This is a genomic window from Streptococcus macacae NCTC 11558 (assembly GCF_000187995.2).
Taxonomy (GTDB): Bacteria; Bacillota; Bacilli; order Lactobacillales; family Streptococcaceae; genus Streptococcus; species Streptococcus macacae.
In genome coordinates this window covers 1,840,041-1,863,114 of the sequence record NZ_AEUW02000001.1, presented here as the reverse complement: position 1 = coordinate 1,863,114, position 23,074 = coordinate 1,840,041, and the positions used below count along the sequence as shown (strand labels likewise).

25 protein-coding genes and 2 tRNA genes are annotated in these 23,074 nt (G+C 38.7%); 8 read left to right on the top strand and 19 right to left on the bottom strand.

The features are described 5' to 3' along the window. Positions 1-5: 5 nt before the first annotated feature. The 5 genes from STRMA_RS09005 to rsgA are packed head-to-tail and all read right to left on the bottom strand — an operon-like array spanning position 6 to position 4,396. The gene (locus STRMA_RS09005) at positions 6-950 is read right to left on the bottom strand and encodes a 3'-5' exoribonuclease YhaM family protein (protein ID WP_003080597.1); all 945 of its coding nucleotides are present in this window, start codon (positions 948-950) and stop codon (positions 6-8) included. Further along, positions 940-2,223, bottom strand: a complete 1,284-nt coding sequence (locus STRMA_RS09000; RefSeq protein ID WP_003081229.1) for a DNA recombination protein RmuC — start codon at positions 2,221-2,223, stop codon at positions 940-942. The genes STRMA_RS09005 and STRMA_RS09000 overlap by 11 nt, the downstream gene beginning before the upstream one ends. A 7-nt stretch (positions 2,224-2,230) precedes the next feature. Beyond that, a complete protein-coding gene (locus tag STRMA_RS08995; RefSeq protein ID WP_003079442.1) occupies positions 2,231-2,866 on the bottom strand; it encodes a thiamine diphosphokinase in 636 nt (211 codons plus the stop codon). After that, positions 2,859-3,512 (bottom strand): ribulose-phosphate 3-epimerase, encoded by a 654-nt coding sequence (gene rpe / locus STRMA_RS08990; protein ID WP_003081792.1) that lies wholly within the window; start codon positions 3,510-3,512, stop codon positions 2,859-2,861. Before rpe ends, STRMA_RS08995 begins: the two co-directional genes overlap by 8 nt. Positions 3,513-3,523: 11 nt before the next feature. Further along, positions 3,524-4,396: a ribosome small subunit-dependent GTPase A gene (gene rsgA / locus STRMA_RS08985; RefSeq protein WP_003080575.1), complete on the bottom strand. Its 873-nt coding sequence runs from the start codon at positions 4,394-4,396 to the stop codon at positions 3,524-3,526. 113 nt (positions 4,397-4,509) lie between these two features. On the opposite strand from rsgA, the gene STRMA_RS08980 reads away from it, so the two are divergent. From STRMA_RS08980 to STRMA_RS08950, 7 genes are all read left to right on the top strand, one after another. Next, a tRNA-Leu gene (locus tag STRMA_RS08980) sits at positions 4,510-4,592 on the top strand. Between the two features lie 145 nt (positions 4,593-4,737). Next, positions 4,738-4,826, top strand: a tRNA-Ser gene (locus STRMA_RS08975). A gap of 242 nt (positions 4,827-5,068) precedes the next feature. Further along, positions 5,069-5,758 (top strand): thiol-disulfide oxidoreductase-associated membrane protein CcdA2, encoded by a 690-nt coding sequence (gene ccdA2 / locus STRMA_RS08970; protein WP_003080405.1) that lies wholly within the window; start codon positions 5,069-5,071, stop codon positions 5,756-5,758. An 11-nt stretch (positions 5,759-5,769) separates the two neighbouring features. Next, a complete protein-coding gene (locus STRMA_RS08965; RefSeq protein ID WP_003082249.1) occupies positions 5,770-6,402 on the top strand; it encodes a TlpA family protein disulfide reductase in 633 nt (210 codons plus the stop codon). A gap of 186 nt (positions 6,403-6,588) precedes the next feature. Continuing rightward, complete coding sequence (gene msrB, locus STRMA_RS08960) at positions 6,589-7,539, top strand: peptide-methionine (R)-S-oxide reductase MsrB (protein WP_003079552.1); 951 nt, start codon at positions 6,589-6,591, stop codon at positions 7,537-7,539. A 53-nt stretch (positions 7,540-7,592) separates the two neighbouring features. Further along, entirely contained in the window at positions 7,593-8,327 is a 735-nt protein-coding gene (locus STRMA_RS08955) for a response regulator transcription factor (RefSeq protein WP_003081919.1), read from the top strand. Further along, a complete protein-coding gene (locus STRMA_RS08950) occupies positions 8,324-10,033 on the top strand; it encodes a cache domain-containing sensor histidine kinase (protein WP_003081009.1) in 1,710 nt (569 codons plus the stop codon). The genes STRMA_RS08955 and STRMA_RS08950 overlap by 4 nt, the downstream gene beginning before the upstream one ends. A 574-nt stretch (positions 10,034-10,607) precedes the next feature. Here the strand turns inward: STRMA_RS08950 and STRMA_RS09975 are convergent. The 8 genes from STRMA_RS09975 to STRMA_RS08915 form a co-directional block, all read right to left on the bottom strand. Further along, positions 10,608-10,883 (bottom strand): MBL fold metallo-hydrolase, encoded by a 276-nt coding sequence (locus tag STRMA_RS09975; protein ID WP_003078681.1) that lies wholly within the window; start codon positions 10,881-10,883, stop codon positions 10,608-10,610. Continuing rightward, positions 10,841-11,092, bottom strand: a complete 252-nt coding sequence (locus STRMA_RS09970) for an MBL fold metallo-hydrolase (RefSeq protein ID WP_003082132.1) — start codon at positions 11,090-11,092, stop codon at positions 10,841-10,843. Before STRMA_RS09970 ends, STRMA_RS09975 begins: the two co-directional genes overlap by 43 nt. Positions 11,093-11,215: 123 nt before the next feature. Then, a complete protein-coding gene (gene rsmA / locus STRMA_RS08940; RefSeq protein WP_003078763.1) occupies positions 11,216-12,088 on the bottom strand; it encodes a 16S rRNA (adenine(1518)-N(6)/adenine(1519)-N(6))-dimethyltransferase RsmA in 873 nt (290 codons plus the stop codon). Between the two features lie 19 nt (positions 12,089-12,107). Continuing rightward, positions 12,108-12,968, bottom strand: a complete 861-nt coding sequence (locus STRMA_RS08935; RefSeq protein ID WP_003081954.1) for an SDR family NAD(P)-dependent oxidoreductase — start codon at positions 12,966-12,968, stop codon at positions 12,108-12,110. Positions 12,969-12,993: 25 nt separating this feature from the next. Further along, positions 12,994-13,281, bottom strand: a complete 288-nt coding sequence (locus tag STRMA_RS08930) for a YciI family protein (RefSeq protein WP_003080253.1) — start codon at positions 13,279-13,281, stop codon at positions 12,994-12,996. Positions 13,282-13,374: 93 nt separating this feature from the next. Then, positions 13,375-13,944: a ribonuclease M5 gene (gene rnmV / locus STRMA_RS08925; RefSeq protein WP_003081675.1), complete on the bottom strand. Its 570-nt coding sequence runs from the start codon at positions 13,942-13,944 to the stop codon at positions 13,375-13,377. 175 nt (positions 13,945-14,119) lie between these two features. Beyond that, entirely contained in the window at positions 14,120-14,896 is a 777-nt protein-coding gene (locus tag STRMA_RS08920; RefSeq protein WP_040841669.1) for a TatD family hydrolase, read from the bottom strand. Between the two features lie 214 nt (positions 14,897-15,110). Beyond that, on the bottom strand, positions 15,111-15,641 hold the full coding sequence (locus STRMA_RS08915; protein ID WP_003079815.1) for a PadR family transcriptional regulator: 531 nt from the start codon (positions 15,639-15,641) through the stop codon (positions 15,111-15,113). A 121-nt stretch (positions 15,642-15,762) separates the two neighbouring features. Here STRMA_RS08915 and STRMA_RS08910 point away from each other — a divergent pair, with 121 nt between their 5' ends. Then, complete coding sequence (locus STRMA_RS08910; RefSeq protein WP_003080285.1) at positions 15,763-17,451, top strand: MFS transporter; 1,689 nt, start codon at positions 15,763-15,765, stop codon at positions 17,449-17,451. An 85-nt stretch (positions 17,452-17,536) separates the two neighbouring features. On the opposite strand, the gene rpmH is transcribed toward STRMA_RS08910, so the two are convergent. From rpmH to STRMA_RS08880, 6 genes are all read right to left on the bottom strand, one after another. Then, a complete protein-coding gene (gene rpmH / locus STRMA_RS08905; protein ID WP_003082097.1) occupies positions 17,537-17,671 on the bottom strand; it encodes a 50S ribosomal protein L34 in 135 nt (44 codons plus the stop codon). A 254-nt stretch (positions 17,672-17,925) separates the two neighbouring features. After that, positions 17,926-18,813: an RNA-binding cell elongation regulator Jag/EloR gene (gene jag / locus STRMA_RS08900; RefSeq protein WP_003080800.1), complete on the bottom strand. Its 888-nt coding sequence runs from the start codon at positions 18,811-18,813 to the stop codon at positions 17,926-17,928. A 12-nt stretch (positions 18,814-18,825) separates the two neighbouring features. Continuing rightward, positions 18,826-19,644, bottom strand: coding sequence for a YidC/Oxa1 family membrane protein insertase (locus STRMA_RS08895; protein ID WP_003081466.1), 819 nt, complete (start codon positions 19,642-19,644; stop codon positions 18,826-18,828). Further along, positions 19,641-19,988 carry a ribonuclease P protein component gene (gene rnpA, locus STRMA_RS08890; protein ID WP_003079407.1) on the bottom strand — a complete coding sequence of 116 codons (348 nt, stop codon included), beginning with the start codon at positions 19,986-19,988 and terminating at the stop codon, positions 19,641-19,643. Before rnpA ends, STRMA_RS08895 begins: the two co-directional genes overlap by 4 nt. A gap of 92 nt (positions 19,989-20,080) precedes the next feature. Continuing rightward, positions 20,081-21,466 (bottom strand): argininosuccinate lyase, encoded by a 1,386-nt coding sequence (gene argH / locus STRMA_RS08885; RefSeq protein ID WP_003081899.1) that lies wholly within the window; start codon positions 21,464-21,466, stop codon positions 20,081-20,083. Between the two features lie 325 nt (positions 21,467-21,791). Beyond that, on the bottom strand, positions 21,792-22,994 hold the full coding sequence (locus tag STRMA_RS08880; protein ID WP_003079694.1) for an argininosuccinate synthase: 1,203 nt from the start codon (positions 22,992-22,994) through the stop codon (positions 21,792-21,794). Positions 22,995-23,074: the final 80 nt, after the last annotated feature.

Below are 23,074 nucleotides of genomic sequence, written 5' to 3'. Positions count from 1 at the left end.
GTGTTTTAAAGTTTTTTGGTTGGTTTGTAAAAAGAACGATTTTCCATTGCAAAAATACGGCTGGTCATTTCTCCTTCTGCTACTCTGGATAAAGCCGTCGTCATCATCATCATTTCAGCATCAATATTATCAATCATATGGATGATTTCTGCTTCCATAATTTTAGGTCTGACAGGACTGCCGTATTCTAAAAGACCATGATGGCTAAGAACAACATGGCGAAGGACAATAACATCTTCTTTTGTATCATCAATATCCAGCTCCGATAATACCTTTGTTATTTCTTCATCAATCAAGGCAATATGGCCGATCAAATTGCCCCGCATAGTGTATTCAGTCTTGTCAGGGCCAGAAAGTTCAATAACTTTAGCCAAGTCATGAAGCATAATTCCTGCAAATAAAAGACTCTTGTCCAAATTAGTATAGATATCACTCATGGCATCTGCTAATCTTATCATGGTTGCAGTATGATAAGCTAGACCTGCTTCAAATGCATGGTGGTTTGTTTTCGCAGCTGGATAACTGAAAAATTCTTGATTGTATTTTCGATACAAGGCACGAACAATGCGCTGCCAAGTTGCATTTTCAATCTTAAAAAGTATCTGTTCCAGATATTCTCTGATTTCTTCAACATCAACAGGAGGTTTAGGTTTAAAATCTTTAGGATTATTTGGCTCTCCTTCTTGAGGGAGTCTGAGACTGATCTGATTAACCTGCGGAGTTCCATTATAAACTTCGCGCCGCCCCTTCATATGAACAACTTTTCCAGCCGTAAATTCTTCAACTTTATAAGACTGAGCATCCCAGAGATTTCCTGAAATTTCCCCTGTATCATCCTGAAAGGTGAAAGCAAGATAGTCTTTGCCTGCTCGTGTCTTTCGCAAGTCTGCTGATTTAATAAGATAGAAACCCTCAAAAAGTTCATCTTTTTTCATTTGATTAATTTTCATTTGCTTCCTCGCCTTCTAAACCTTCTAAAGCCGAAATATCTGGCAATGTTTTGGCTGTTTCATCTTGATAAGTTTCTACAGTATTCAAAGCTCTCACAATCGCATTAGTCCGTGTAGATAACAAGCTATCAATATTTTTGCTGGCATTGTTCAGCTGACGCTGTGTCTTGCTTAATAAACCGCCAAATTTATTAAACTCTGCTTTAACATTTCCTAAAACTTTACTGATATCATCAGCATTTTTCTGAATACTTAAGGTTTTAAAACCGACTGACAGTGAATTTAAAAGAGCTGATAAAGTTGAAGGTCCTGCAACAACGATATGTTCATCGCGACGAAGACTGTCAAAGAAACTAGCATTTCTCACTATTTCTGAATACAGTCCTTCAGTGGGTAAAAACATAATGCCAAAATTCGTTGTTTCTGGTGGATTCAGATATTTTTTTTGAATATCTTTGGCGAAACGCTTAAGGCTAGCCAGAAGTGCCTTTCTGCAGAGCTCAATCTGTTCTTTTTCGCCTAACTCGTAAGCATCCTCTAAGCGATAGTAATCCTCTAAAGGAAATTTAGAGTCAATCGGTAAATAAACATAATCATCTTTGTTGTTCCCTGGCAGCTTAATGGCATACTCCACTCGTTCGCTAGATCCTGCCACGGTTGGAAATTCTCGCTCATACTGAGCTTCAGTCATAATATCTTCGATAATTTGGCCTAATTGTAACTCACCTAAAATACCGCGTGTCTTTGTATTTGAAAGGACCTTATTCAGCGTACCGACATCACGTGCCACTGTTTTCATCTCTCCTAAACCTTGATTAACATTCTCTAGTTGCTGAGAAACAGTTTCAAATGAAGTTTTTAGGCGATTATGAAGTGTCTGATCAAGTTTTTCTTCGACTGTTTGCCGCATTTCTTCCAGGCGTTTTTCATTAGAGCTTTGCATTTCTTTTACAGATTGTGCCAATTGGGTGTTTATCTGCTCCAAGCGCTTGTCAGAACGATCGCGGCTATCACTTAGATTTTGATACAAGACTTCTCTTAAGTCATTGAATTGCTGATGGAGATCATTTCGCAAACCTGTCATTTCCTTACTCAGTTCAAGAAGCTGATTCTTATTAAACATTTCCAGCTGGTAAGACAGTTGATCAGAGAGATTATCTACATTGTTATCTAACTTTTTTTCTAATTCTAACTGTTTTTTATCCAACTTCAAATAGATAGCTATGCTGATGAAAATAACAGTTAAAACCAGTAAGATAATTAAAATAGTCATGATAAAATTAAATCCTATCTTTTGTTTGTATTACAATGGCATAGCCAGAATAAACCTTGAAATGAATAGGCTTTCCAACAAATTCATTACTGCTATAAATTTTTTTCAAAAAATAGTTCTTTTCTGACAATTCGTATTTAGCATCCATAATTTCTATTCTAGAAGCATCAGCTGTCATAAATGATATATAGCTCATGCCGCTTTTTTGTTCAACTTGATGTCTCCCTGCTGGAAAAAAGTGAAGCTCATTTTGACAATCCTGTATTTTGATATTTTGCATATAAGGATACAGTTCTGGATCACTAGGTAAAAATATATTCGCCAGAGTATGATCCACTCTTCCTCCAAAAGCTCCAAAGAGAGTAACCTGAGCTGTGTCTGAAAAACGATTAAAGATGGTCTTAAGTGCGAATTCGGTGTCTGTATCATTTTTTTCAGCTGGAGCAGTTATAAATTCTTTAGCCTTAGAACCTATAAGGTTCCTTTCATCAGCAGATACAGAATCAAAATCTCCTATGGCCAGATCTAAAGGCAGATGATTTTCAATCAAAACTAGAGAGCCACGGTCAACTCCAACAAAATAATCAAAATCATCTGTAAAATAATCCAGATCCCCGCCACAAAATAAAGCTATATTAATCATGCAGAGCTGCTTTCAGAGTATCAATCTGGGCCTTTAGATCTTTTTTAAAGAGATATGAACCAGCAACAAATACACTAGCTCCTGCTTTTTTAGCTAAAGCAATAGTCTTATTATCAATACCGCCATCAACTTCAATATCAAAAGAAAGGCCTTTTTCTTCACGAAGCTTAGCAACTTGTCTAACCTTTTCGAGTGTTTCTAAAATAAAAGCCTGCCCTCCAAAACCAGGATTGACGGTCATGATCAGGACTTGGTCAACTACATTCAAAACCGTTTCTAAAGAGGCAACTGGTGTCCCTGGGTTGATGGCAACGCCTGCCTTCATGCCTGCATCCTTAATCTTTTGAAGAGCTCCATGAATATGAGGAGTTGCTTCTGTATGGATGGTCATAATATCTGCACCAGCTTGTGCAAAATCATCAACATAACGCTCTGGATTTACTACCATAAGATGACAGTCAAAGACTAACTTACTGTACTTACGCATACTAGCTACAACACCTGCCCCAAAACTAATGTTTGGAACAAATTGGCCGTCCATAATGTCAATATGAACATAGGTCACACCTGTATCTTCAATGCGTTTTAATTCTTTTTCAAAATTAGCATAGTCAGCAGCTAGAATAGAAGGAGCGATTTTATTCATTGTAAAATAACCTACTTTCTTTTAATCGTTTTCTTGTAAGTTTCCCGGCGATTTTCAATTTCACTAAGAAATTGAAGATAATTATCATAACGGCTCTGCCAAATTTGACCGGCATGCAAAGCCTTTTTGACAGCACAATCTGGTTCATGCGTATGTGTGCAGGATCGAAATTTACAGGCAGAACTTCGCTTTAAAAATTCAGGGAAAGCTGCGTTTAAGTCTTCACTGCTTGTTATTTCATAATCTAGGGAACTAAATCCCGGAGTGTCTGCCATTTCACCGCCGCATACCTTATATAAACTAACAGCCCGCGTTGTATGCCGTCCGCGGCCCAAACTATCTGATATCTCAGCAGTCTCTAGTTTTAAATCAGGCGCTAATGTGTTGAGCAGGGTTGATTTTCCAACACCTGTCTGTCCCATAAAAACAGTTATTTTGTCTTTTAAAAGAGGCGTTAAATCCTCTAAATGATAAATAAAATGATAGCCGATTTCTTGATACTGTTTTTGAACAGTTTTCAGATCAGCTAAATCTTCTAATAAATCTGTCTTAGAAAGATAGATTATGGGATTAATTTTCTTATGTTCTAAGAGAATGAGGAAACGATCTAACAAATTAGGATTAAAGTCAGGTTCTCTTGCTGATATCATGACCACCACTTGGTCAACATTGACAATTGGCGGCCTTACTAAACTGTTTTTACGCTTATGAATAGCTAAAATATAGCCTTCTGAATGCTCTTTAGCCGAAAATTCAACCTCATCGCCAACGTAAGGCGTGTGCCCTTTTTTTCTAAAATTTCCACGTGCGCGGGTCTGATAAATATCTCCTTGCGACTCAACATAATAAAAACCGGCCAAAGCCTTAATAATTTTCCCTTGCAAACGTTCTCCTTTTTAATTATAATAGACTCATTATATCAAAAAAATAGCTTTTTTGCTGATTTCCTTCTTGGCAAATAAGAAAAAAAGGATATAATATTAGTATATAAATAATTGCGGAGATGGTGGAACGGCAGACACGCATGCTTCAGGCGCATGTGCCCTTTAGGGCGTGAGGGTTCAAATCCCTTTCTCCGCATATTTTTATCCTAGCTGCTGTCAGTTGACCTTAATGGATTTCAAATCAATCCTATCTGCAGCGGCTGTCTCTTCTAGATTCGGATAAAAAGCCACTTATACAGCCTCAATTACCTTAGCCGTTTTTGTGGCTTTTGTTTTCATTTGGAAAGGTGGCCCAGCCTGGTACGGCACCGGACTCGAAATCCGGCAAGTGGACTTTGTTCACGCGCGGGTTCAAATCCCGTCCTTTCCTTAACCATCAAAAGATAATGAACCAGCTTGTCTAAGTAAATAGCTTAATCTGTCAATTTCAATTGTAATTTCTCTCATTTAGGCGTGCTCCAAATGAGACTTTATCTTCAAACTGAAATCTCACTTATGTTAGTGGGATTTTTTTATCTTGCATATTATTTTCAAGTTTTAGAATAAGTATTTCTATGTTTTCTCAGTAAAAGATCTCCTATAATAGACTTAGTTAAGAAAGGAGGCTTAAGGATGGTTTACCTTATTTCAGTCCTATTAGCAGGGATACTTTCCTTCTTTTCTCCCTGTATTTTACCTTTATTGCCCGTCTACTTAGGTATTTTGCTAGACAACAATCAGTACTCCAGCAAAACAAAAAAGGCCTATTGGCAGGGAATTATCAAGACCTTATGTTTTATCTTAGGTTTATCTGCTGTCTTTGTCATTTTAGGCTACGGAGCTGGCTTTTTAGGAAATGTCCTCTATGAGGACTGGTTTCGCTATCTTTTAGGCGGAATTATCATTATACTTGGCATTCATCAGATGGAATGGATTACCATCAAAAAATTACAATTTCAAAAGGGTCTAACCTTTCATCATAAACCGTCAAGAAATGGTTTTCTAAACGCCTTTATCCTAGGTTTAACTTTTAGTTTTGGCTGGACACCTTGTGTTGGACCAGTCTTAAGTTCTGTTTTAGCTCTGGCAGCAGGAGGGGGAAATGGCGCTTTCCAAGGCGGACTCTTGATGATTGTTTATACTCTAGGACTGGGCATTCCTTTTATAGTCTTATCATTTGCTTCAGATTTCTTAATGAAGCATCTTGCAAAAATCAAACCTTATATGGGCCTTTTGAAAAAAATCGGCGGCTTTCTGATTATTCTGATGGGACTGCTCCTCATGTTTGGCAATCTGAATATTTTTGCATCACTTTTTGAATAAGGAGGATACGAATGAAAAAAATAAGCTTGATTTTAACGAGTCTATCTTGTTTGGCCTTACTGACCGCCTGCGCTCAAAAGGAAAGTATAATGCCCAAGAAAGATTCGATGACAGCAAAACAACAAATGACAACAAGATCATCCAGCAAAATTAAGAAAGGTGAACAAATGAAGGACAATCAGCATAAATTGACATCTGACCGCACAAAACTAAAAAATACAGGGAAAAGAGCTCCTGATTTTACCCTGATGGATGTCAAGGGGAAAACGCATAAGCTTTCAGATTATAAAGGAAAGAAAGTCTATCTTAAATTCTGGGCTTCTTGGTGCTCTATCTGCCTATCAACTTTGCCTGATACGAAAGAACTAGCTGCTATGAAAAATAAAGATTATGAGGTCTTAACTGTTGTTGCTCCAAAGCAGAATAACGAAAAATCTGAAAAAACTTTTAAAAAGTGGCTATCTGGTACAGAATATAAGAACTTACCTATTTTGTTAGATTCAAAAGGTGAACTTCTAAAGGCCTATGGTGTCCGATCTTACCCAACCTCAGCCTTTATAGGAAGCGATGGGGTCCTTGTAAAAAAACATATTGGCTATATGAGTAAGAAAAACATTGAAAAAACACTAAAAGATATTAAATAGAAGAGGGCATTTATGATGAAAAGCAAGATATTCTGGGTGTTGGCAGCCATCAGTTTAATTCTGATCTTTTTAACAGTCTATCATTTCAATAGATCGAATTCGTCAACTGCTCGTCTAAATTTTCAAAATCAAAAGGCCTTCAATCAACCAAATACGATTCAAAAAAACAAGTCAAAAGGAGACAAGATGACTAATACAAAGAAAAAAGAAATTTATCTAGCTGGCGGCTGTTTCTGGGGCGTTGAGGAGTACTTTTCCAGAGTTGATGGTGTTTTGAATGCTGTGTCAGGCTATGCTAACGGCAGGAGCGATACTACTAAATACGAGCTTCTGTCTCAGACCGGACATGCAGAAACTGTCCGTGTCACTTATGATGCTAATAAAATCAGTCTTAAAGAAATTCTGCTCCATTACTTTAGAATCATCGACCCAACAAGCTTGAATAAACAAGGAAATGATTACGGAAGCCAGTACCGTACAGGTGTTTATTATACCGATAAAGATGACAAAACCACTATCAAGGAAGTCTTTCAGGAAAAGGCCCGCGATTATGATAAGAAAATCGTCGTGGAAAAGGAACCTTTAAAACATTTTATTAAGGCAGAAGACTACCATCAGGACTATTTAAAGAAACATCCCAATGGTTATTGCCATATCAATGTTAATCAGGCAACCTATCCAGTTATTGATGCAGCCAAATATCCAAAGCCTAACAAGGAGGCTATCAAAACCAAATTATCTAAGGATGAATATCAGGTAACTCAGGAAAATAAGACTGAAACGGCCTTTTCCAATCGCTACTGGAAGCAATTTGAAGCAGGAATTTATGTAGATGTTGTCACAGGTGAGCCGCTCTTTTCATCAAAAGATAAATTTGACTCTGGCTGCGGCTGGCCAAGTTTTTCAAGGCCAATCAGCCCAGATGTCCTTCGCTACAAGGAAGATACGAGCTTTAATATGGTCAGAACGGAAGTAAGAAGCCGATCTGGCAATTCACACTTGGGACATGTCTTTACAGACGGCCCAAAAAAGCAAGGCGGTCTAAGATACTGTATCAATAGCTTATCCATTCGCTTCATTCCCAAAGCTGATATGGAAAAGAAAGGCTATGGCTATCTCCTCCCTTATATCAACTAACCATTTCTCAAAATTTTGATATAATCAAGATAAGGAAAATAAGGAGAAAATCGGTGTACTCATTACTAATCGTTGAAGACGAATACCTTGTCCGCCAGGGTATTCGTTCTTTGGTAGATTTTAAACAATTTGGTATTGAACAGGTTTGTGAAGCCGAAAACGGTCTCACAGCTTGGCAATTATACCAAGAAAAAGAATTTGATATCGTCTTAACAGATATCAATATGCCCAAAATGAATGGTATACAGCTGGCAGAACTCATTAAGGAAAGAAAATCTGATACGCATTTGGTCTTTTTGACTGGCTATGATGAGTTTGACTATGCCTTATCTGCTGTCAAATTAGGAGCAGATGATTACCTGCTCAAACCTTTTTCAAAGACTGATGTGGAAATTATCTTACTCAAAATAAAGGAAAAATTGGATTTAGCCAGAAGGCAGGAAACTATTCAGCAGCTGGCAGAACAAAGAGAAGGCTCGCATTTGAAGAAGGCTATTTTAAATCATCTTGACGACAGCAGCTTTAGCCTGAAAAGTCTGGCACAGGAATTAGGATTTAGTCCAAATTATCTCAGCGTCCTTATCAAAAAAGACTTAGGAATGTCTTTTCAGGACTATTTAATCCAAGAACGAATGAAGAAAGCTAAGCTTTTGCTGTTAACGACAGATCTGCGTGTATATGAAATCGCAGAACAGGTTGGTTTTGAGGATATCAATTACTTTTCACAGCGTTTTAAACAGGTCGTTGGAATGACGCCTAGACAATATAAAAAAGGAGAGACTTCATGAGACGCTATCCTCTGCTATTGCAATTGATTGTTACTGTCTTTCTTATTATTTTAGTCTTGATTATAACCTTAGGCGGCCTCTACTATCAAACCAGCTCAGCCAATATTCGTCAGCTCATTGAAAAAGATACCCGTCAAAGCATCGGACAAAGCGGACAAGCTATTAATACCTATTTAAAACATTTAAAGGATACCACAGATACTTTAGCAAAGGAACAAACTGTTCTGGCTTATGCTAAGAACAATCAGGAAAACGATCGCCGTTTTGTCCTAAGATTGATGAAGACCATTTTATCTAGCAATTCTGATCTGAAATCAGCAGTCTTAGTTACCAAATCAGGACAAGTGGTATCTACAGACCCCAAATTAACCATGAAAACCTCTAATCATATGATGGAGGAAAAATGGTATCAGAATGCCATTCATCAAGATGCTATGCCAGTAGTCACACCTGCCAGGCAGGCTTCTGCTTCTTCTGCAGACTGGGTTATTTCAGTGACACAAGAGGTCGTTGATGAGCAAGGCCGTAATTTAGGCGTACTGCGTCTAGACATTGGCTATACTAGCTTGAGAGCTTCTCTGGATCAGCTCAATCTGGGAAAATCAGGTTTTGCCTTTATTGTTAATAAACAACATGAATTTGTTTATCACCCTCAAAAGTCTGTCTATAGCTCTAGTCAGGAAATGGCTGCTATGAAACCCTATCTAAAAGTTAAAAATGGCTATAGCAAAACAAAACACCGCTTTGTCTATCAAAAGACGATCCCAAATAGCCAATGGACCTTGGTAGGAGTGGCTTCTTTGGACCAACTGCAAATGGTCCAGCAGCAAATTTTTTGGTCATTTATCGGAACTGGTATCTTAGCAGTCATCATCTGCGGGCTAGCAATCTTTTTTGCTACCAGACTGTGGTTAAAGCCAATCCGAGATTTACAAAAGACAATTTTAACCATCAAAAATAGAGATAGTAGCGTCAGGGCTAAAGTAACTGGCTCACCAGAATTAACGGTTCTAGCTAAGCAATTTAATGCCATGCTGGACGAAATCGATCAGCTGATGTCCTCTGTAGCTAAAAAAGAACAAGCCATTGGACAGTACCGCTTGCAGGCTTTGGCTAGCCAGATTAATCCGCATTTTTTATATAATACCTTGGATACTATTATATGGATGGCTGAATTCAATGATAACAAGCGTGTGGTAGAAGTGACGAAATCTTTAGCCAGCTATTTTCGCTTAGCTCTCAACCAAGGAAATGACCTTATTGCCTTGACAGATGAACTCCAACACGTTGAACAATACCTCTTTATTCAAAAACAGCGCTATGGCGATAAATTATCCTATAAGGTAAGCCATCTGCCAATGTTTGATAAAGTTCGCATTCCCAAGCTCATTTTACAGCCCTTGGCTGAAAATGCCATCTATCACGGCATTAAAGAAGTGGAAGGTCCAGGAAAAATTGAAATAGCAGTCAAACAGGACAGCACTTTTTTAATACTGAGTGTTAAGGATAATGGCATAGGTTATGATAAAGAAGGTAAAACCAGCAGTCAAAGTCCGCTTAAACGAGGAGGGATAGGTCTAAAAAATGTAGATCAGCGCCTGAAACTTCAATATGGTGATGACTATCATATGACCATCCAATCTAAAAAAAATTCCTTCACAGAAATTATGCTCTATTTACCTAAGAATCAGTTAAAAGAAGACTAACAAACCTCCAAAGGAAATCAGACTAAGCAAAATCTTAAAAAATCTGCTAACGATAAATCTTTCTGCATTACATTCTACAGTCCTTGACTAAAGCCCTTCCTAGCTTACCTGCCCAAAGTATCATCACCTTTTCAGCAGGCAGCACAAATCAGTAAACCTTTAATGGCACTACTAAAGGATCGCTTCCAATAAACCATCCCTTATAGCAGAAATTAATACTCTTTGAAAATCTCTTCAAACTAGGGCAGCGTCACCTTGCCGTACGTCAGTACCACTTGCAGCTAGCTTCCTCGTTTGCTTTTTGATTTTCATTGCGTATAAGACAGGCAATATCATCAAAAAAATCTCACTGAGTCAGTGAGATTTTTTGATAGGAATAAGAAGCAAAGACTGCTATAAAGGTCAAAAGAAAAGATTGGCTGGGCTCAGCTAAGGAGGAAAAGCAGCGTAAAATTTCCTAAAAAAAGTTACCTAAAGGCAGACTAGATAAAATTAGACAAGGCAGGAAAACCTATATAAAAAGAGTACCGCACAAAAGACAGCAAGTAACTTTATTTTTATCATTTCTACTCTTTTATTTAAATGAAAGAGTGCTGCTGATATCATCTGACAGAGAATGGGCATAGCAAATCGTTTCCAGATGATGCGCCGGCAAGTTTTGCCAAGTCTCTGTGAGAACCGGATTATCATAAAGCGGAACCTGTGCTATAGGATAAAGATCCCCAACCACCGCCTCGCCACTATCTAAAACCAAAGATACGCTGTCTTCACTATGACCAGGGGTTGAAATAACTTCGCCAGTAATCCCTAAATTCGCTGGAAAAGCTCGGCTAGCATCACAAGAAAGCAAAATAATCTTCTCATCACAAATAGATTTGAAGGCCTGATTGCCCTCCCCTCTTTTTCAAAAATGCTGTCTGACTGATGAATAAAATCCTTTTGTACATCCATAACCAGCAGCTGAATACCCAAGTTCATCAAATCCTGTGCCAACCCCATATGATCAGGGTGATAATGGGTAATTAAAAGATAGGCAATATCTTCAACCCTAATCCCCAATGGTTTGATAGCCTTGAAAAAGCGGGGCAGACTGCCCGCCCAGTCTGTGTCTACTAACTAATACTTCTTTGTACCCTTCACTAGAAAAGTACGGGTATTTCCCTAGATCGGTTCTTGAAGTATTTAGAATCCTGCTTCCTTCAAAGCATCAGCCAATTTGGCAAATTCTGAAATGGACAGGGCTTCGCCGCGAATAGATGGCTTGATGTCCGCTTTCTCAAGAGCCTGCTCCAATTTAGCCTTGACTTCTTCTGACTTACCAAAGCGGCTGGTGAGATTGTTCCACAGAGTCTTTCTGCGGTGAACAAAGGCTGTCTTTGCTAAATGAAAGAAGAAATCTTCGTCCTGAACTTGCACCAAGGACTGTTCTCTGCGGGTCATCTTGAGAATGGCCGAGTCTACATTGGGTGCGGGTACAAAAACAGTAGACGGTACGATAAAAGCAAGCTTAGCTGCCATATAATATTGCACTGCAATTGATAAACTGCCGTAAGCCTTGGTATTGGGCTCAGCCGAGATACGGTCTGCCACTTCTTTTTGCATCATGACTACAAACTCTGCAAATGGGATTTTACTTTCAATCAAGTGCATGAGAATAGGTGTTGTAATGTAGTAAGGCAGGTTGGCTACGACCTTAATAGGTAGAGCTGGATTACTAAATTCTTTGATACGCGTTTGCAAGTCTGATTTGAGAATGTCCTCATTGACTACCTTGATATTGTCAAAATCACGCAGCGTATCTGCCAAGATCGGCACTAATCGGTCATCAATCTCAAAAGCCATGACCTCAGCGGCATTCTCCGCCAAAAACTCAGTTAGAGCACCGATACCGGGACCAATCTCAATAACGTTAGTATTCTTGTCAATCTCTGCCGTGTCAACAATCTTCTGCAAAATATTAGTGTCAGTCAAAAAGTTCTGACCAAATATTTTTTTAAAGGTAAACCCGTGACGATCCAAGATAGCGCGGGTGACACTGTAATCTGCAATTCTCATGTATTCTCTTTTCTCATTTTTAGTTTTTTCTATTAGCTTCTGGAGAAGTGATGTGCCCCAGCAATTGATAGAGTCTATTTTGTGCATTTGCATCATAGGCAAAACGGTTGGCCTTGACCTCTTGACATTTTTCAGTATATAAAAAACCCTTGTACCCATCTTCTGTGGCAAGCGTAACATAAGTTTTCGCCATTTTGTCAGGTGAAATTGAAAAATAAGATTTCAGTTGATACAGCTTTTTCATGAAGTACGAGAGATTGCTGTAACGCTTTATATCTACCTTCACACTAGGTACCCTAATAGCCTGAATCTTCACATCTTTAACTTGCTTTCTCATGTAAAGTGACAGCATTAAGAGAGACAACTTATTTTGATAATAGGTCTTAGAAGGGCTGTAATATTTTTCCCCTTGTAGGTTATCAAAATCCAACTGAATAAAAGGATAGGCTTGTAAACCTTGTGATGAGATATTAAGAATGCGACCGCTATCTGATTCTTTCAACAAAGACATAAAATTCTGAGACAGTATAAAGGGTGCAACTACATTGGTCGCAAACTGCTTTTCCAATCCATCTTTTGTAAGAACAGGCTTTTTCACTGACAAATCAAAATCAGCTGCATTATTAATTAAGATATCCAGATTCTCCTGTTCCTTAATATAGGCTGCAGCTGCCTGCCGGGCACTGTCCATATCAGAAAGATCTGCCAAAAAAGAGGTTACATGGGGATTACCAGTCTCACGAATAATGGTTTCACAAGCATTCTTAGCTCTCTCTTCATTACGGCAAAAGAGAGTTACCTGACAGTGTTTCTCAGCTAGCTGCTTGGCAGCTTGATAACCAATCCCGCTGTTTCCGCCGGTAATGATTACTTTTTTCATGCTTTACTTTCTCCCTTGAACTGACTTATTTTAAAATTTGTTCGAAACCATCTGCATACTTTGTTGGTGAAAATTCAATAATCTCGTACTCTGCTATTTTGTTTTGATAAAAAGGATCTTCTGCAACTATCTGTCTCACATCCTCTTTATTCTCTGCTTTTAGTAAAATAATCCCGCCTGTTCGAGGATGCTTCCGTCCTGAACAAATAAATTTTCCGCTCTGATAATATTTATTTAAAAAGACAATGTGTGCTTCTAAGTGCTTTTCAACCTCTGCTAAGGGTTTCACATAAGTTAAATTGATAATAAACATATAATTTCTCCTTCATTGTAAACAAAGCAACTTTTCATCCCTTTCCAATGGCTAAACCTAGGATAAGCGAACTAACAAAGCGATTCTCTTTTTTTATGTTTCATACACTGCCATCACTCCCTCAACTTCCGCCAATGTCACACCAAACAGCTCCAAGCGTTTGAGGAGCTGCTTGCCGTTGGAATAGCCGATGCGCAGCTTTTCGCCCAGGTACTCGCGGCGTTTGCGACTGTCTGAACCCATGAGGAGACCAAGGCGCATAAGATCAGATTTAGTGATGTCAAAGCGATTGTCGTCATCATAGCTGCCCAGCACGCCAGACAGGGCTTTTTGCAAGTTTTCAAAGCTGGCATGTTCAACACCAAGGGATCGTCCCTTAGTTTTGGACTTGGGCACGGCTTCTCCGCGATTGAGAAAGGCATGCTTGGCAGTCGGCACTGCTTCCATGATGATTTTACGAATACGCTCACCATTGTAGTCGGGGTCAGTAAAGACAATGACCCCGCGCAGGTCATTCAGTTTTTCGATACGCTCAAGATCGTCATCAGTGATGGCAGAGCCTCTGGTTTCATATGTGTCCACATCGTAGAAACGGCGGAGATTGGCAGTGTCATCCTTGCCCTCGACGACAAGGACTTCTTGTATTTTAATTTTATTTTTCATAATTCTCTTTTTGACAGTTTCCTCAGGTGATGGGGACGTAAGCAACCGCCTACGGCGTTCCATACTTATTTTTGAGTCTAAAGTCTCAAAAATCCCTCGTAACAGCATGAATGCTGTTACTTTCATCACGACGGAAACTATCGGCTTAAGCGACCTATGGTCGCTATCTTCTAATCTACTCTTTCAATCCAAATACCCGCATGGCATTGTCATAGGTAGCTTGGGCGACTTCTTCGGTCGTAAGGCCGCGGAGCTCTGCGATTTTATCAACGACATAGCGGGTGTAAGCAGTGCGATTTTCACGGCCGCGTTTAGGCACAGGGGCAAGATAAGGGGCGTCTGTTTCAACTAGGATTTTATCCAATGGCAATTGCTGCGCTGCTTTTTGGACATCCAGAGCCTTTTTAAAAGTAACGACACCTGAAAATGAAATAGTCATGCCCAAATCAACAAAACGCTGAGCCATTTCCAGAGAGCCTGAATAAGAGTGCATAATGCCCCCGCGAGGGCCAAGGCCAGCTTCTTTGATAACTTGGTAGGTATCTTCTAAAGCATCACGAGTATGGACAACAAAAGGCAGATCATGATCCTTAGACAGTTGAATCTGACGCTTAAAAACGTCCATCTGTACTTCCTTGGGATCTTCCATCCAGTGGTAATCAAGCCCAATTTCGCCCAAAGCAATGACCTTAGGATCGTGCAGGTGACTGACAATCATATCCTCTGCTTCCTGCGTATAAGAGCCAGCCTCGGTCGGGTGCCAGCCAATAGTGCTGTAGAGCTCATTATACTGATTGGACAGCGCCAGTGATTTTTTAATAGTTTCCTGATCAAAACCAACAATGTTCATTTTAGTCACACCCAGCTCACGCGCAAAAGCAATTTCCTCTGCTTCTTTTCCTGTGAAGTTTTCCACGTTGAGATGAGTATGTGTATCGAAAATTTTTATCATATTAGCATTATACCATATGCTAAACTAAATATGATAATTTGCTGAGTTAGATGATAGAGTTTAGGTTCAGCAAACTATGATAATATTCTATCTAAAGCATTTGGTACATTTCTTTCCTAGACTAAAACGATAATTAAAATCCCAGCAAATTCTGAATGAATCTGCTGGGATTTTTTTCTGTTTGTGCTTTGAGCACAAACAATAGAACTGTCATCTATTTCAATGGCTTGTCCAACCTTACCAGCTCCTCTTCCAAAACTTTCTTAGTTGCTTCATACTGAGCCAAACCGTACTTGATAGTCATTTCCTGAGTGGAAGTCAGTCCGCCTTCATTTTTCCATACTTTAAAATTATCATTTAATCTCTTGATTTTTTCTTCTTTCCTCGCTATTTCTTCTGTCAGCATCTGTTTTAGAGCTGATTTATCTAAGGACGTTCCAAAAAAGAGTCTCATCAGAAAATCAGACTTGAAAGTTTCATCATCTATTTCTGACTGTAAATAAGCATCAAATTCTTCCTTGCCGGATTCTGTGATGGCATAAATATTTTTATTTGGCCTGCCCTCTTGAATAACGACTTCCTTTAAAATCTTTCCTTCTTTTTCAAGTCTTCTCAAGGTCGGATAAATCATGCCGTAAGTACCATCATAAAAATAAGAGAGCTGATTTTGCAATATATCATTAATTTCATAACCCGAACGCTTTTGTTTGCTTAAAATCCCAAGAATGATGTCTTTCCCTTGCATAGGATTACCTCACTTTATTTATATTATTTATCATAATATAAATAACATCAGTAATCAACTATTGACAATTATATTGATTTAATTTATATTATCATTGTTAATATAAAAAAGAGGTGTTTCTATGAAACGTTTATTTGCTATTATTGCCATGTGCATTGGTATCTTCCTATGTATGCTGGACACAACTGTTATGAATATTGCCCTGCCGGCTATTCAGGACAGCTTAAGCGTCAACCTGAATGACCTTCAATGGTCACTCAATGTCTACACTATTATTTTTGCTTCATTGACCATTCCCTTAAGCAAACTGGCTGAAAAGTTTGGCAAGCACAAATTTTATTTACTGGGACTGCTGATTTTTATGGGAGGCTCTCTTATTTCGGCAGTTAGCTCTGACCTTAAGCTACTAATTTTTGGGCGCGGGCTGCAGAGTATTGGAACAGCCATTGTCTTTCCTCTATCGATGACAATTGGGATTAATACGGTTAGCCTGACTGCACGTAAAGGTGTTATTGCAGCTCTGGGAGTTACGCAAGGATTGGCTGCTGCTTTGGGACCGACCATTGGAGGGGTTTTGACACAGTTTTTAGGATGGCGCTGGATTTTTCTTGTCAATATTCCATTAATGATTATTTCTCTGCTAATTTGTCTGGTATGTTTAGACTGGCATGAAGCAACAGAAAAAGCCAAGATTGATTATCTTGGCGCTCTGCTTAGCATGGCAACCTTATTTGCACTGACTCTGGGGCTTGTAAAAGGACGGGATTGGGGTTGGACGAGTCCTGGGATTCTGACTTTACTGATTAGTTCAGCCATCTTTCTTATCATTTTCATCCTGTGGGAGAAACGCTGTCAGGCACCCACGGTACCTTTGGAACTCTTTAAAAATAAGGAATTTACCGGCTCTGCTCTTGCTATCATTCTCAGTAATATCTTTCTAGTAGCCGTAACTGTTGTTTTACCAACCTACTTTACCCGTGTGCAAAGCAAGACCGAATTGGAAGCTGCTTTACTGGTAACTCCGATTACTGCCATGATTTTTATTTTTTCACCACTCGCTGCTTTCATTATTGATAAATTGGGACCTCGTCTTGTCATTGCCACTGGTTTCACTCTAATGGCAGCTGCCTATATCCTGTTTACAAAAATTGATATGGCAGACAGCACCCAAACCACCTTAACTTGTTTAATTTTAGGGACTGGTTATGGTATTATCGCTGGTCCTATCACGGTATTAGCTGCCTCAGACTTTACCGGAAATCTGCTAACAGCCTCCCAAAGTGTCGCCGGTGTCCTCAGACAGGTGGGAATTGTTCTAGCCGTCGCTGTCTATGTCACGGGACTCTATACAAATCTCAGCACAGCTAGAAAAGAGGCTGTCAGATACATCAAAACAGAAGTTAAAACTATTGATGTTTCAAAGACCAAACAGAAAACCATTCAGGAAACTGCTATTAAATCTCTAGGAAAAGGAAAAAGCCGTAATAAGCTTTCTGATCACTTTTCCAAAGCCGAACGCAAAGAAATTATCAATGAGGCTTATCAAAAAACACTGCAAAAATATCCACGCAGTCTTTCTCAAATTCAAAAACAGAAAATTTATAAAAAGGTCAAATCTGGCGTAGAGCAAAAATTAGCGCAGATTAATAGGCAGATCAATGCAGCTGTTAAGCATATTAAAGATTATTCTGTTGAAAGATACACCAAAGCTTTCACAAAACTTTACAGCTATTCGCTTTTAGTCATTATCTTAGCTATCTGCTCAAGTCTGCTGTTTCCTAGAAAGATACAAACTGTTAATAAGGGCTAAGATAAAATGACCAAAGGATAAAATTATATACAAAAAACCAACAGCCTCGAGTTTCTGTTGGTTTTTGCATTAATATTTCCTTTTATTAAGCTGATAAGACTTTGCGGCCCTTACGGCGACGCGCAGCTAAGACGCGACGGCCATTTTTAGTCGCCATACGATGACGGAAACCATGTTTGCGTTGGCGACGGATTTTACTTGGTTGAAAAGTGCGTTTCACTTTGAATACCTCCTCATAGATTTTCGTATTCGTTTAGCCGGCTATTATTTGATCAGTTACTAAACATACTAGACTATTTTATAACAAAGAAAGGACAGTGTCAAGATATATTCTCTTTGGGTATCATTCGAAAATGATAATATCTTAGTTTTGAAAGATCGGTTTGATATCAATATGGTAAAAGTCAAAAGACCAGCAGATTTTAGCTTAGTCCGCTGGCCTTCATGTCACAATAATGTCAACAAATGCATGCTTTACTTTTTGACCGCAATAACAACATAGCGATTAGGATCGTCTCCCTCAGAATAACTTTCAACACCTGCAATAGCTGAAATGGCTTTATGCACCACTTTTCTTTCATTATTGCTCATTGGATCCATAAAGAAGGGACGGCCTGATTCCAATACTCTAGCAGCTGTTTTATGGGCAAAGTCAATCAGCGTTTCTGTCCGATGTTCCATATAATCATGAACATTTAAGGAAACAGTGAAATATTTTGAATAGTGATCATGTAAAAAATTTTGCGCCAGTAACTGCAGCGATTTTAGAACTTTTCCATGATAGCCTATAACTCTTCCAGCATCTGGCGTTTCAATTTGCAGATTCATTTGACGGTGGGTATAAGTTGTCTCTATACTTGCCTCCAAATCCATTTCATAAATAATCGTTTGGACATATTTTGAGACGTCTTCACTTGCTAAAGCAATGTCTTTACCATCATCCACCGTATCAAATTCATTGGCAACAAATTCTTCAAAAGTCTGTTCAGCAGCCTCCTTATTGTTACCTGTGCTCTTTTCTGACTGCTCTTTAAGCTGTTTAGAGTCTTGATCCGACCCATCCTGAAGAGACGGATGCTGATCTGGCACTTGTTCCTTGGTTTCTTCTACCATAGAAGCAGCAGAATGATTTTGTTCATTGATAGTATCAGGGACTTCGTGTATTGCTTGCCTGTCCTCCTTATGAATCGTGTTATCGCTGATATTTTTTATTTCAACACGGGCTAGTTTTCTTCCAAACCCAAGAAACCCCTTTTTCCCACGAGAAATAACCTGGATATGAGCCTTCATACGAGAAAGCCCCATTTGTCTTAAACCATCGTCAATAGCCTCTTCAACCGTCTTTCCTGTGAACAACACCATATTTTGCTCTCCTTATCTCCTTTTTTTGCGTGCTTTTTTCATGGCACGTCTCTTTTTAGCTTCTAATTCACGAGCCTCAGCTTCCAATCGCTGGCGTTCTGCAATGATTTTAAATGGATTATTAAGCAGCAAAATCTGGAATACTTGATAGGCATTTGACAAAGCCCAATAAAGAGCGATCCCGCTTGCCATATTTATACCAATAACGAGGATAAAAATTGGCAAAACAATAGTCATAACAACCATCATTCCATTTCTTTCCTTAGCCGCTTTATTTGTCAGCCAAGAAGATAAGAAAGTAAATACTGCCGCTAAGATGGGAAGGATAAAATAAGGGTCTGGTTTAGCAATATCAACCCATAAAAAAGTTCCTTCCTTTAAAAAAGCCACTCTTGATAAAGCCTGATAAAGTGCCAGCAATACTGGCATTTGGATGGCAAGAGGCCATAAACTGGCATAAGGATTGACACCGTGTTTTTTATAGAGCTCCTGAGTCTCCTCTGTTAAGCGAAGGCGGCTTTCTCTGTCTTTTTTTCCAGAATATTTAGCCTGCAGAGCTTTTAACTCTGGCTGAAGCTCTTGCATCTTTTGGCCGGACTTCAACTGCATATTAAAAAGCGGTAAAAGTATGGTCCTGATAATAAGTGTAAACAATATAATACCAATACCAATTTGACCATTTATCGAAAGATAGCGGATGACCTCAGCAAAGAAATAAACAAATCTTTCCCACATACCGCTGGATTGTCCTGTAACCTGACCACGTCCGCAGGCCGATAAAAACACGAACGCTCCCAGAGCCAGTCCAACTAATTTATAATTCTTTTTCACCGATTCTTCCTTTCCTGATATATGTTTGCCAATTTTAAAACATGGATCATATTTTTCTTGATTTCACCATAGTTCAATTCTTCAACGCCTTTTCTGGCAATAACGACAAAGTCTTTTGCACTTAAATAAGGAATAAGCTCCATAAGCACATGACGCATCTTTCGTTTGACAGCATTTCTAGTAACAGCATTTCCTAATTTTTTGCCAACCGAGAAACCGACACGGAAATGTTCCTGCTTTCTTTCCAAACTGTAAACAACAAATTTCCGATTAGCAACATTATGACCGCTAGTAAAAATGGCTTGAAAATCTTTATCACTTTTGACGCGATAGCTTTTTTTCAAAACATAACTCCAAATTATCTAAATTCAACCTATTATATCATAAAATAAAAAAAAGCCAAAAAACATCTTGTTTTTTAGCTTTTTCCAATTCCTTATTTAAAGGTTTTTTTCGCTTCTTCAATTTGCCATTTCACCTGATCAAATCCAGTTCCTCCAAACGAATGCCGACGTTCAACAGCAGTATGCGATTTCAGTGTCTCATAGATATCTTTCTCAATAAGATTTGAAATTTCCTGATAACGCTCATAAGGAAGGTCTTGTAAATAATGGCCATTCTTAGTACATTCTAAGACCAACTTACCTACAATTTCATGTGCCTGACGAAAAGGAAGACCTTTATTAGCTAGATAGTCTGCTAGCTCAGTTGCATTTGAAAAATCTTCTTCTGTTGATTCTGCCATACGTTCTTTATTGACTGTCATCGTTTCCAGCATACCTGCTAAAATATCAATAGCAACTGTAATTGTTTCAGCCGTATCAAACATTCCTTCTTTGTCTTCTTGCAGATCTTTGTTATAAGCAAGCGGTAAAGACTTCATTACAGTCAATAGACCAAAAAGATTGCCAAAGACACGGCCTGATTTCCCACGAATCAGTTCAGCCATATCAGGATTCTTCTTTTGCGGCATAATAGAAGAGCCTGTTGAAAAAGTATCCGAAAGTACTATAAATTGGTACTCATGAGAACACCAATTAATAATTTCCTCACAAATACGCGACATATGCACCATCAACATACTAGCATTCGCTAAAAATTCTAAAATGAAATCGCGATCTGATACCGCATCCAGAGAATTGCTATAGGGCTGGGCAAATTCCATTAAATCAGCTGTCATTTCCCTATCAATAGGAAAAGTTGTTCCTGCAAGTGCAGCTGCCCCAAGCGGTGAAAGATCAGCATGCTTTTTATTAAAGGCAAAACGCTCACTGTCACGGGTAAACATATTATAATAAGCCATAAGATGATGGCCAAAAGATATGGGCTGGGCATGCTGAAGATGAGTATAGCCTGGCATAATCGTATCAACATGCTTTTCTGCTACATATACCAAAGTTTTTCTTAAATGGTCTAGTTTCTCAATAACTTCATCAAGCTTTGCTTTGAGGTAAAGATGCATATCCGTTGCAACCTGATCATTTCTGGAGCGCGCTGTATGTAATTTCCCTGCAACTGATCCAATTTTCTCTGTCAGGAGAGTCTCAATATTCATATGAATATCTTCATTACTAATGTCAAAGACCAGCTGCCCTTCCTGGTATTCTTTTAAAAGCTCTTCTAGGCCTGATTTGATAGCTGCAGCATCTGTTTGCGAAATAATTCCCTTTTGTCCCAGCATAGTTACATGAGCAATAGAGCCTTTCATATCATATTCTGCCATCTTTTGATCAAAAGAAATACTAGCTCCGAATTCTTCGACCCATTGTTCTAAACCAGTCTCAAATCTACCGCCCCATAATTTATGATTTTGTCCTGTCATAATGTCTCTCTTTTCTAATTCCTTAAAAGTTTAATAGAATAAACAATAAGTCTGGGACTCTGGTCTCAGACTTATTGAACTCCTCGCCGGAAGCCTTTTTCTCAGAAACGCCTTTTTCTGAGCCTGAAGTATCCTCACTGGAATACCTTTGTCAGATAGTATTAGAAAAGAGTCTCAGATGGGTATCTCTGTACCCTTTTATCTGAAATGTAGCAGTTTTTTAACATCTTTTATATGTCAAACGGCCCTAACTGTTCAAACAGTCAGTCTTGTAGCCTTGTGGTAATTGCTAAACTCTTTTCTTATAAAATTAACTTTATGGCCATTAATCTTTATTTGAATGCTCCTGTACTTGAGCGTTTACTTTTGTTGGCAAACCCCAAAGTTTGATAAAGCCTACAGCTGCTTCTTGATCAAAAGTATCAGCAGATGTATAAGTAGCTAAGTTTTCATCATAAAGAGAGTTAGGAGACTTACGAGCTACGACCTTCGCTAAACCTTTATAAAGTTTTACTTTAGCTGTACCATTCACAACTTTTTGACTTTCTTTTATATAAGCTAAAATAGCTTCAGTTGCCGGATTGAACCAAAGAGCATTATAAATAAGATTAGACAGCTCATTTTCAAGAATAGGTTTAAAGTGCGATACCTCACGTACCAAAGTCAAATCTTCAATTTCTTTATGCGCTGTTAAAAGGACCAAGGCACCTGGACATTCATAGATTTCACGTGATTTAATTCCTACTAACCGATTTTCCACATGATCAATACGGCCGATACCGTGCTTGCCAGCAAGATTATTGAGATTTTGAATAAGATCAGCTAATTTCATCTCAACACCATCAATAGCAACTGGTTTACCAGCCTTAAACTCTATCTCTACATATTCAGGTGTATCAGGTGCTTCTTCTACTGAATTGGTAATACCAAAAGCATCTTCTGGCGCTTCATTCCATGGATTTTCCAAGACCCCGCATTCATTGGCACGACCCCAAAGATTTTGATCGACTGAGTAAGGATTATCTAGATCAGCTGGAACAGGGACGCCATTTTCTTTAGCATAATTGATTTCTTCCTCGCGGGACCATTTCCATTCACGAACAGGAGCAATAACCTTTAATTTAGGATCTAAAGCAGCGATAGCAACTTCAAAACGAACTTGGTCATTCCCCTTACCAGTACAGCCGTGAGCAATTGTTGTCGCACCTGTTTTATGGGCAATTTCAACCAGCTTTTTAGAAATAATAGGACGGCTGAGCGCTGAAACCAAAGGATACTTTTGTTCATAGTAAGCATGAGCCTGAAGAGCGGGAAGGACATACTCTTCAGCAAATTCATCCTTAACATCAAGGACATAAGATTCGATAGCACCTACTGTGAGGGCTTTCTCATGAATAAATTCTAAATCTTTTCCTTCACCGACATCCATACAAACAGCTACTACATCATAATCTTTTTTTAACCAGGTAATAGCAACTGAGGTATCAAGTCCACCCGAATAGGCTAAAATCACTTTTTCTTTTGGCATAAATTAACTCTTTTCTATATAAATTTGCTGTATTATCAACGAACAACTTTATTATAATGTATATTTATTCAAAAATCAAG

Coding starts and splice junctions, on each gene's coding strand:
- STRMA_RS08915 (WP_003079815.1), bottom strand. CDS start 15,641: ATGCAAGGGAAAGACATCATTCTTGGGATTTTAAGCAAACAAAAGCGT.
- STRMA_RS08965 (WP_003082249.1), top strand. CDS start 5,770: ATGAAAAAAATAAGCTTGATTTTAACGAGTCTATCTTGTTTGGCCTTA.
- argH (WP_003081899.1), bottom strand. CDS start 21,466: ATGACAGGACAAAATCATAAATTATGGGGCGGTAGATTTGAGACTGGT.
- STRMA_RS08935 (WP_003081954.1), bottom strand. CDS start 12,968: ATGAAAAAAGTAATCATTACCGGCGGAAACAGCGGGATTGGTTATCAA.
- STRMA_RS08995 (WP_003079442.1), bottom strand. CDS start 2,866: ATGATTAATATAGCTTTATTTTGTGGCGGGGATCTGGATTATTTTACA.
- STRMA_RS09005 (WP_003080597.1), bottom strand. CDS start 950: ATGAAAATTAATCAAATGAAAAAAGATGAACTTTTTGAGGGTTTCTAT.
- rnmV (WP_003081675.1), bottom strand. CDS start 13,944: ATGAAAAATAAAATTAAAATACAAGAAGTCCTTGTCGTCGAGGGCAAG.
- STRMA_RS09000 (WP_003081229.1), bottom strand. CDS start 2,223: ATGACTATTTTAATTATCTTACTGGTTTTAACTGTTATTTTCATCAGC.
- rsmA (WP_003078763.1), bottom strand. CDS start 12,088: ATGAGAATTGCAGATTACAGTGTCACCCGCGCTATCTTGGATCGTCAC.
- ccdA2 (WP_003080405.1), top strand. CDS start 5,069: ATGGTTTACCTTATTTCAGTCCTATTAGCAGGGATACTTTCCTTCTTT.
- STRMA_RS08950 (WP_003081009.1), top strand. CDS start 8,324: ATGAGACGCTATCCTCTGCTATTGCAATTGATTGTTACTGTCTTTCTT.
- rpe (WP_003081792.1), bottom strand. CDS start 3,512: ATGAATAAAATCGCTCCTTCTATTCTAGCTGCTGACTATGCTAATTTT.
- msrB (WP_003079552.1), top strand. CDS start 6,589: ATGACTAATACAAAGAAAAAAGAAATTTATCTAGCTGGCGGCTGTTTC.
- STRMA_RS08920 (WP_040841669.1), bottom strand. CDS start 14,896: ATGATAAAAATTTTCGATACACATACTCATCTCAACGTGGAAAACTTC.
- STRMA_RS08910 (WP_003080285.1), top strand. CDS start 15,763: ATGAAACGTTTATTTGCTATTATTGCCATGTGCATTGGTATCTTCCTA.
- jag (WP_003080800.1), bottom strand. CDS start 18,813: ATGGTGTTGTTCACAGGAAAGACGGTTGAAGAGGCTATTGACGATGGT.
- STRMA_RS08880 (WP_003079694.1), bottom strand. CDS start 22,994: ATGCCAAAAGAAAAAGTGATTTTAGCCTATTCGGGTGGACTTGATACC.
- STRMA_RS08930 (WP_003080253.1), bottom strand. CDS start 13,281: ATGTTTATTATCAATTTAACTTATGTGAAACCCTTAGCAGAGGTTGAA.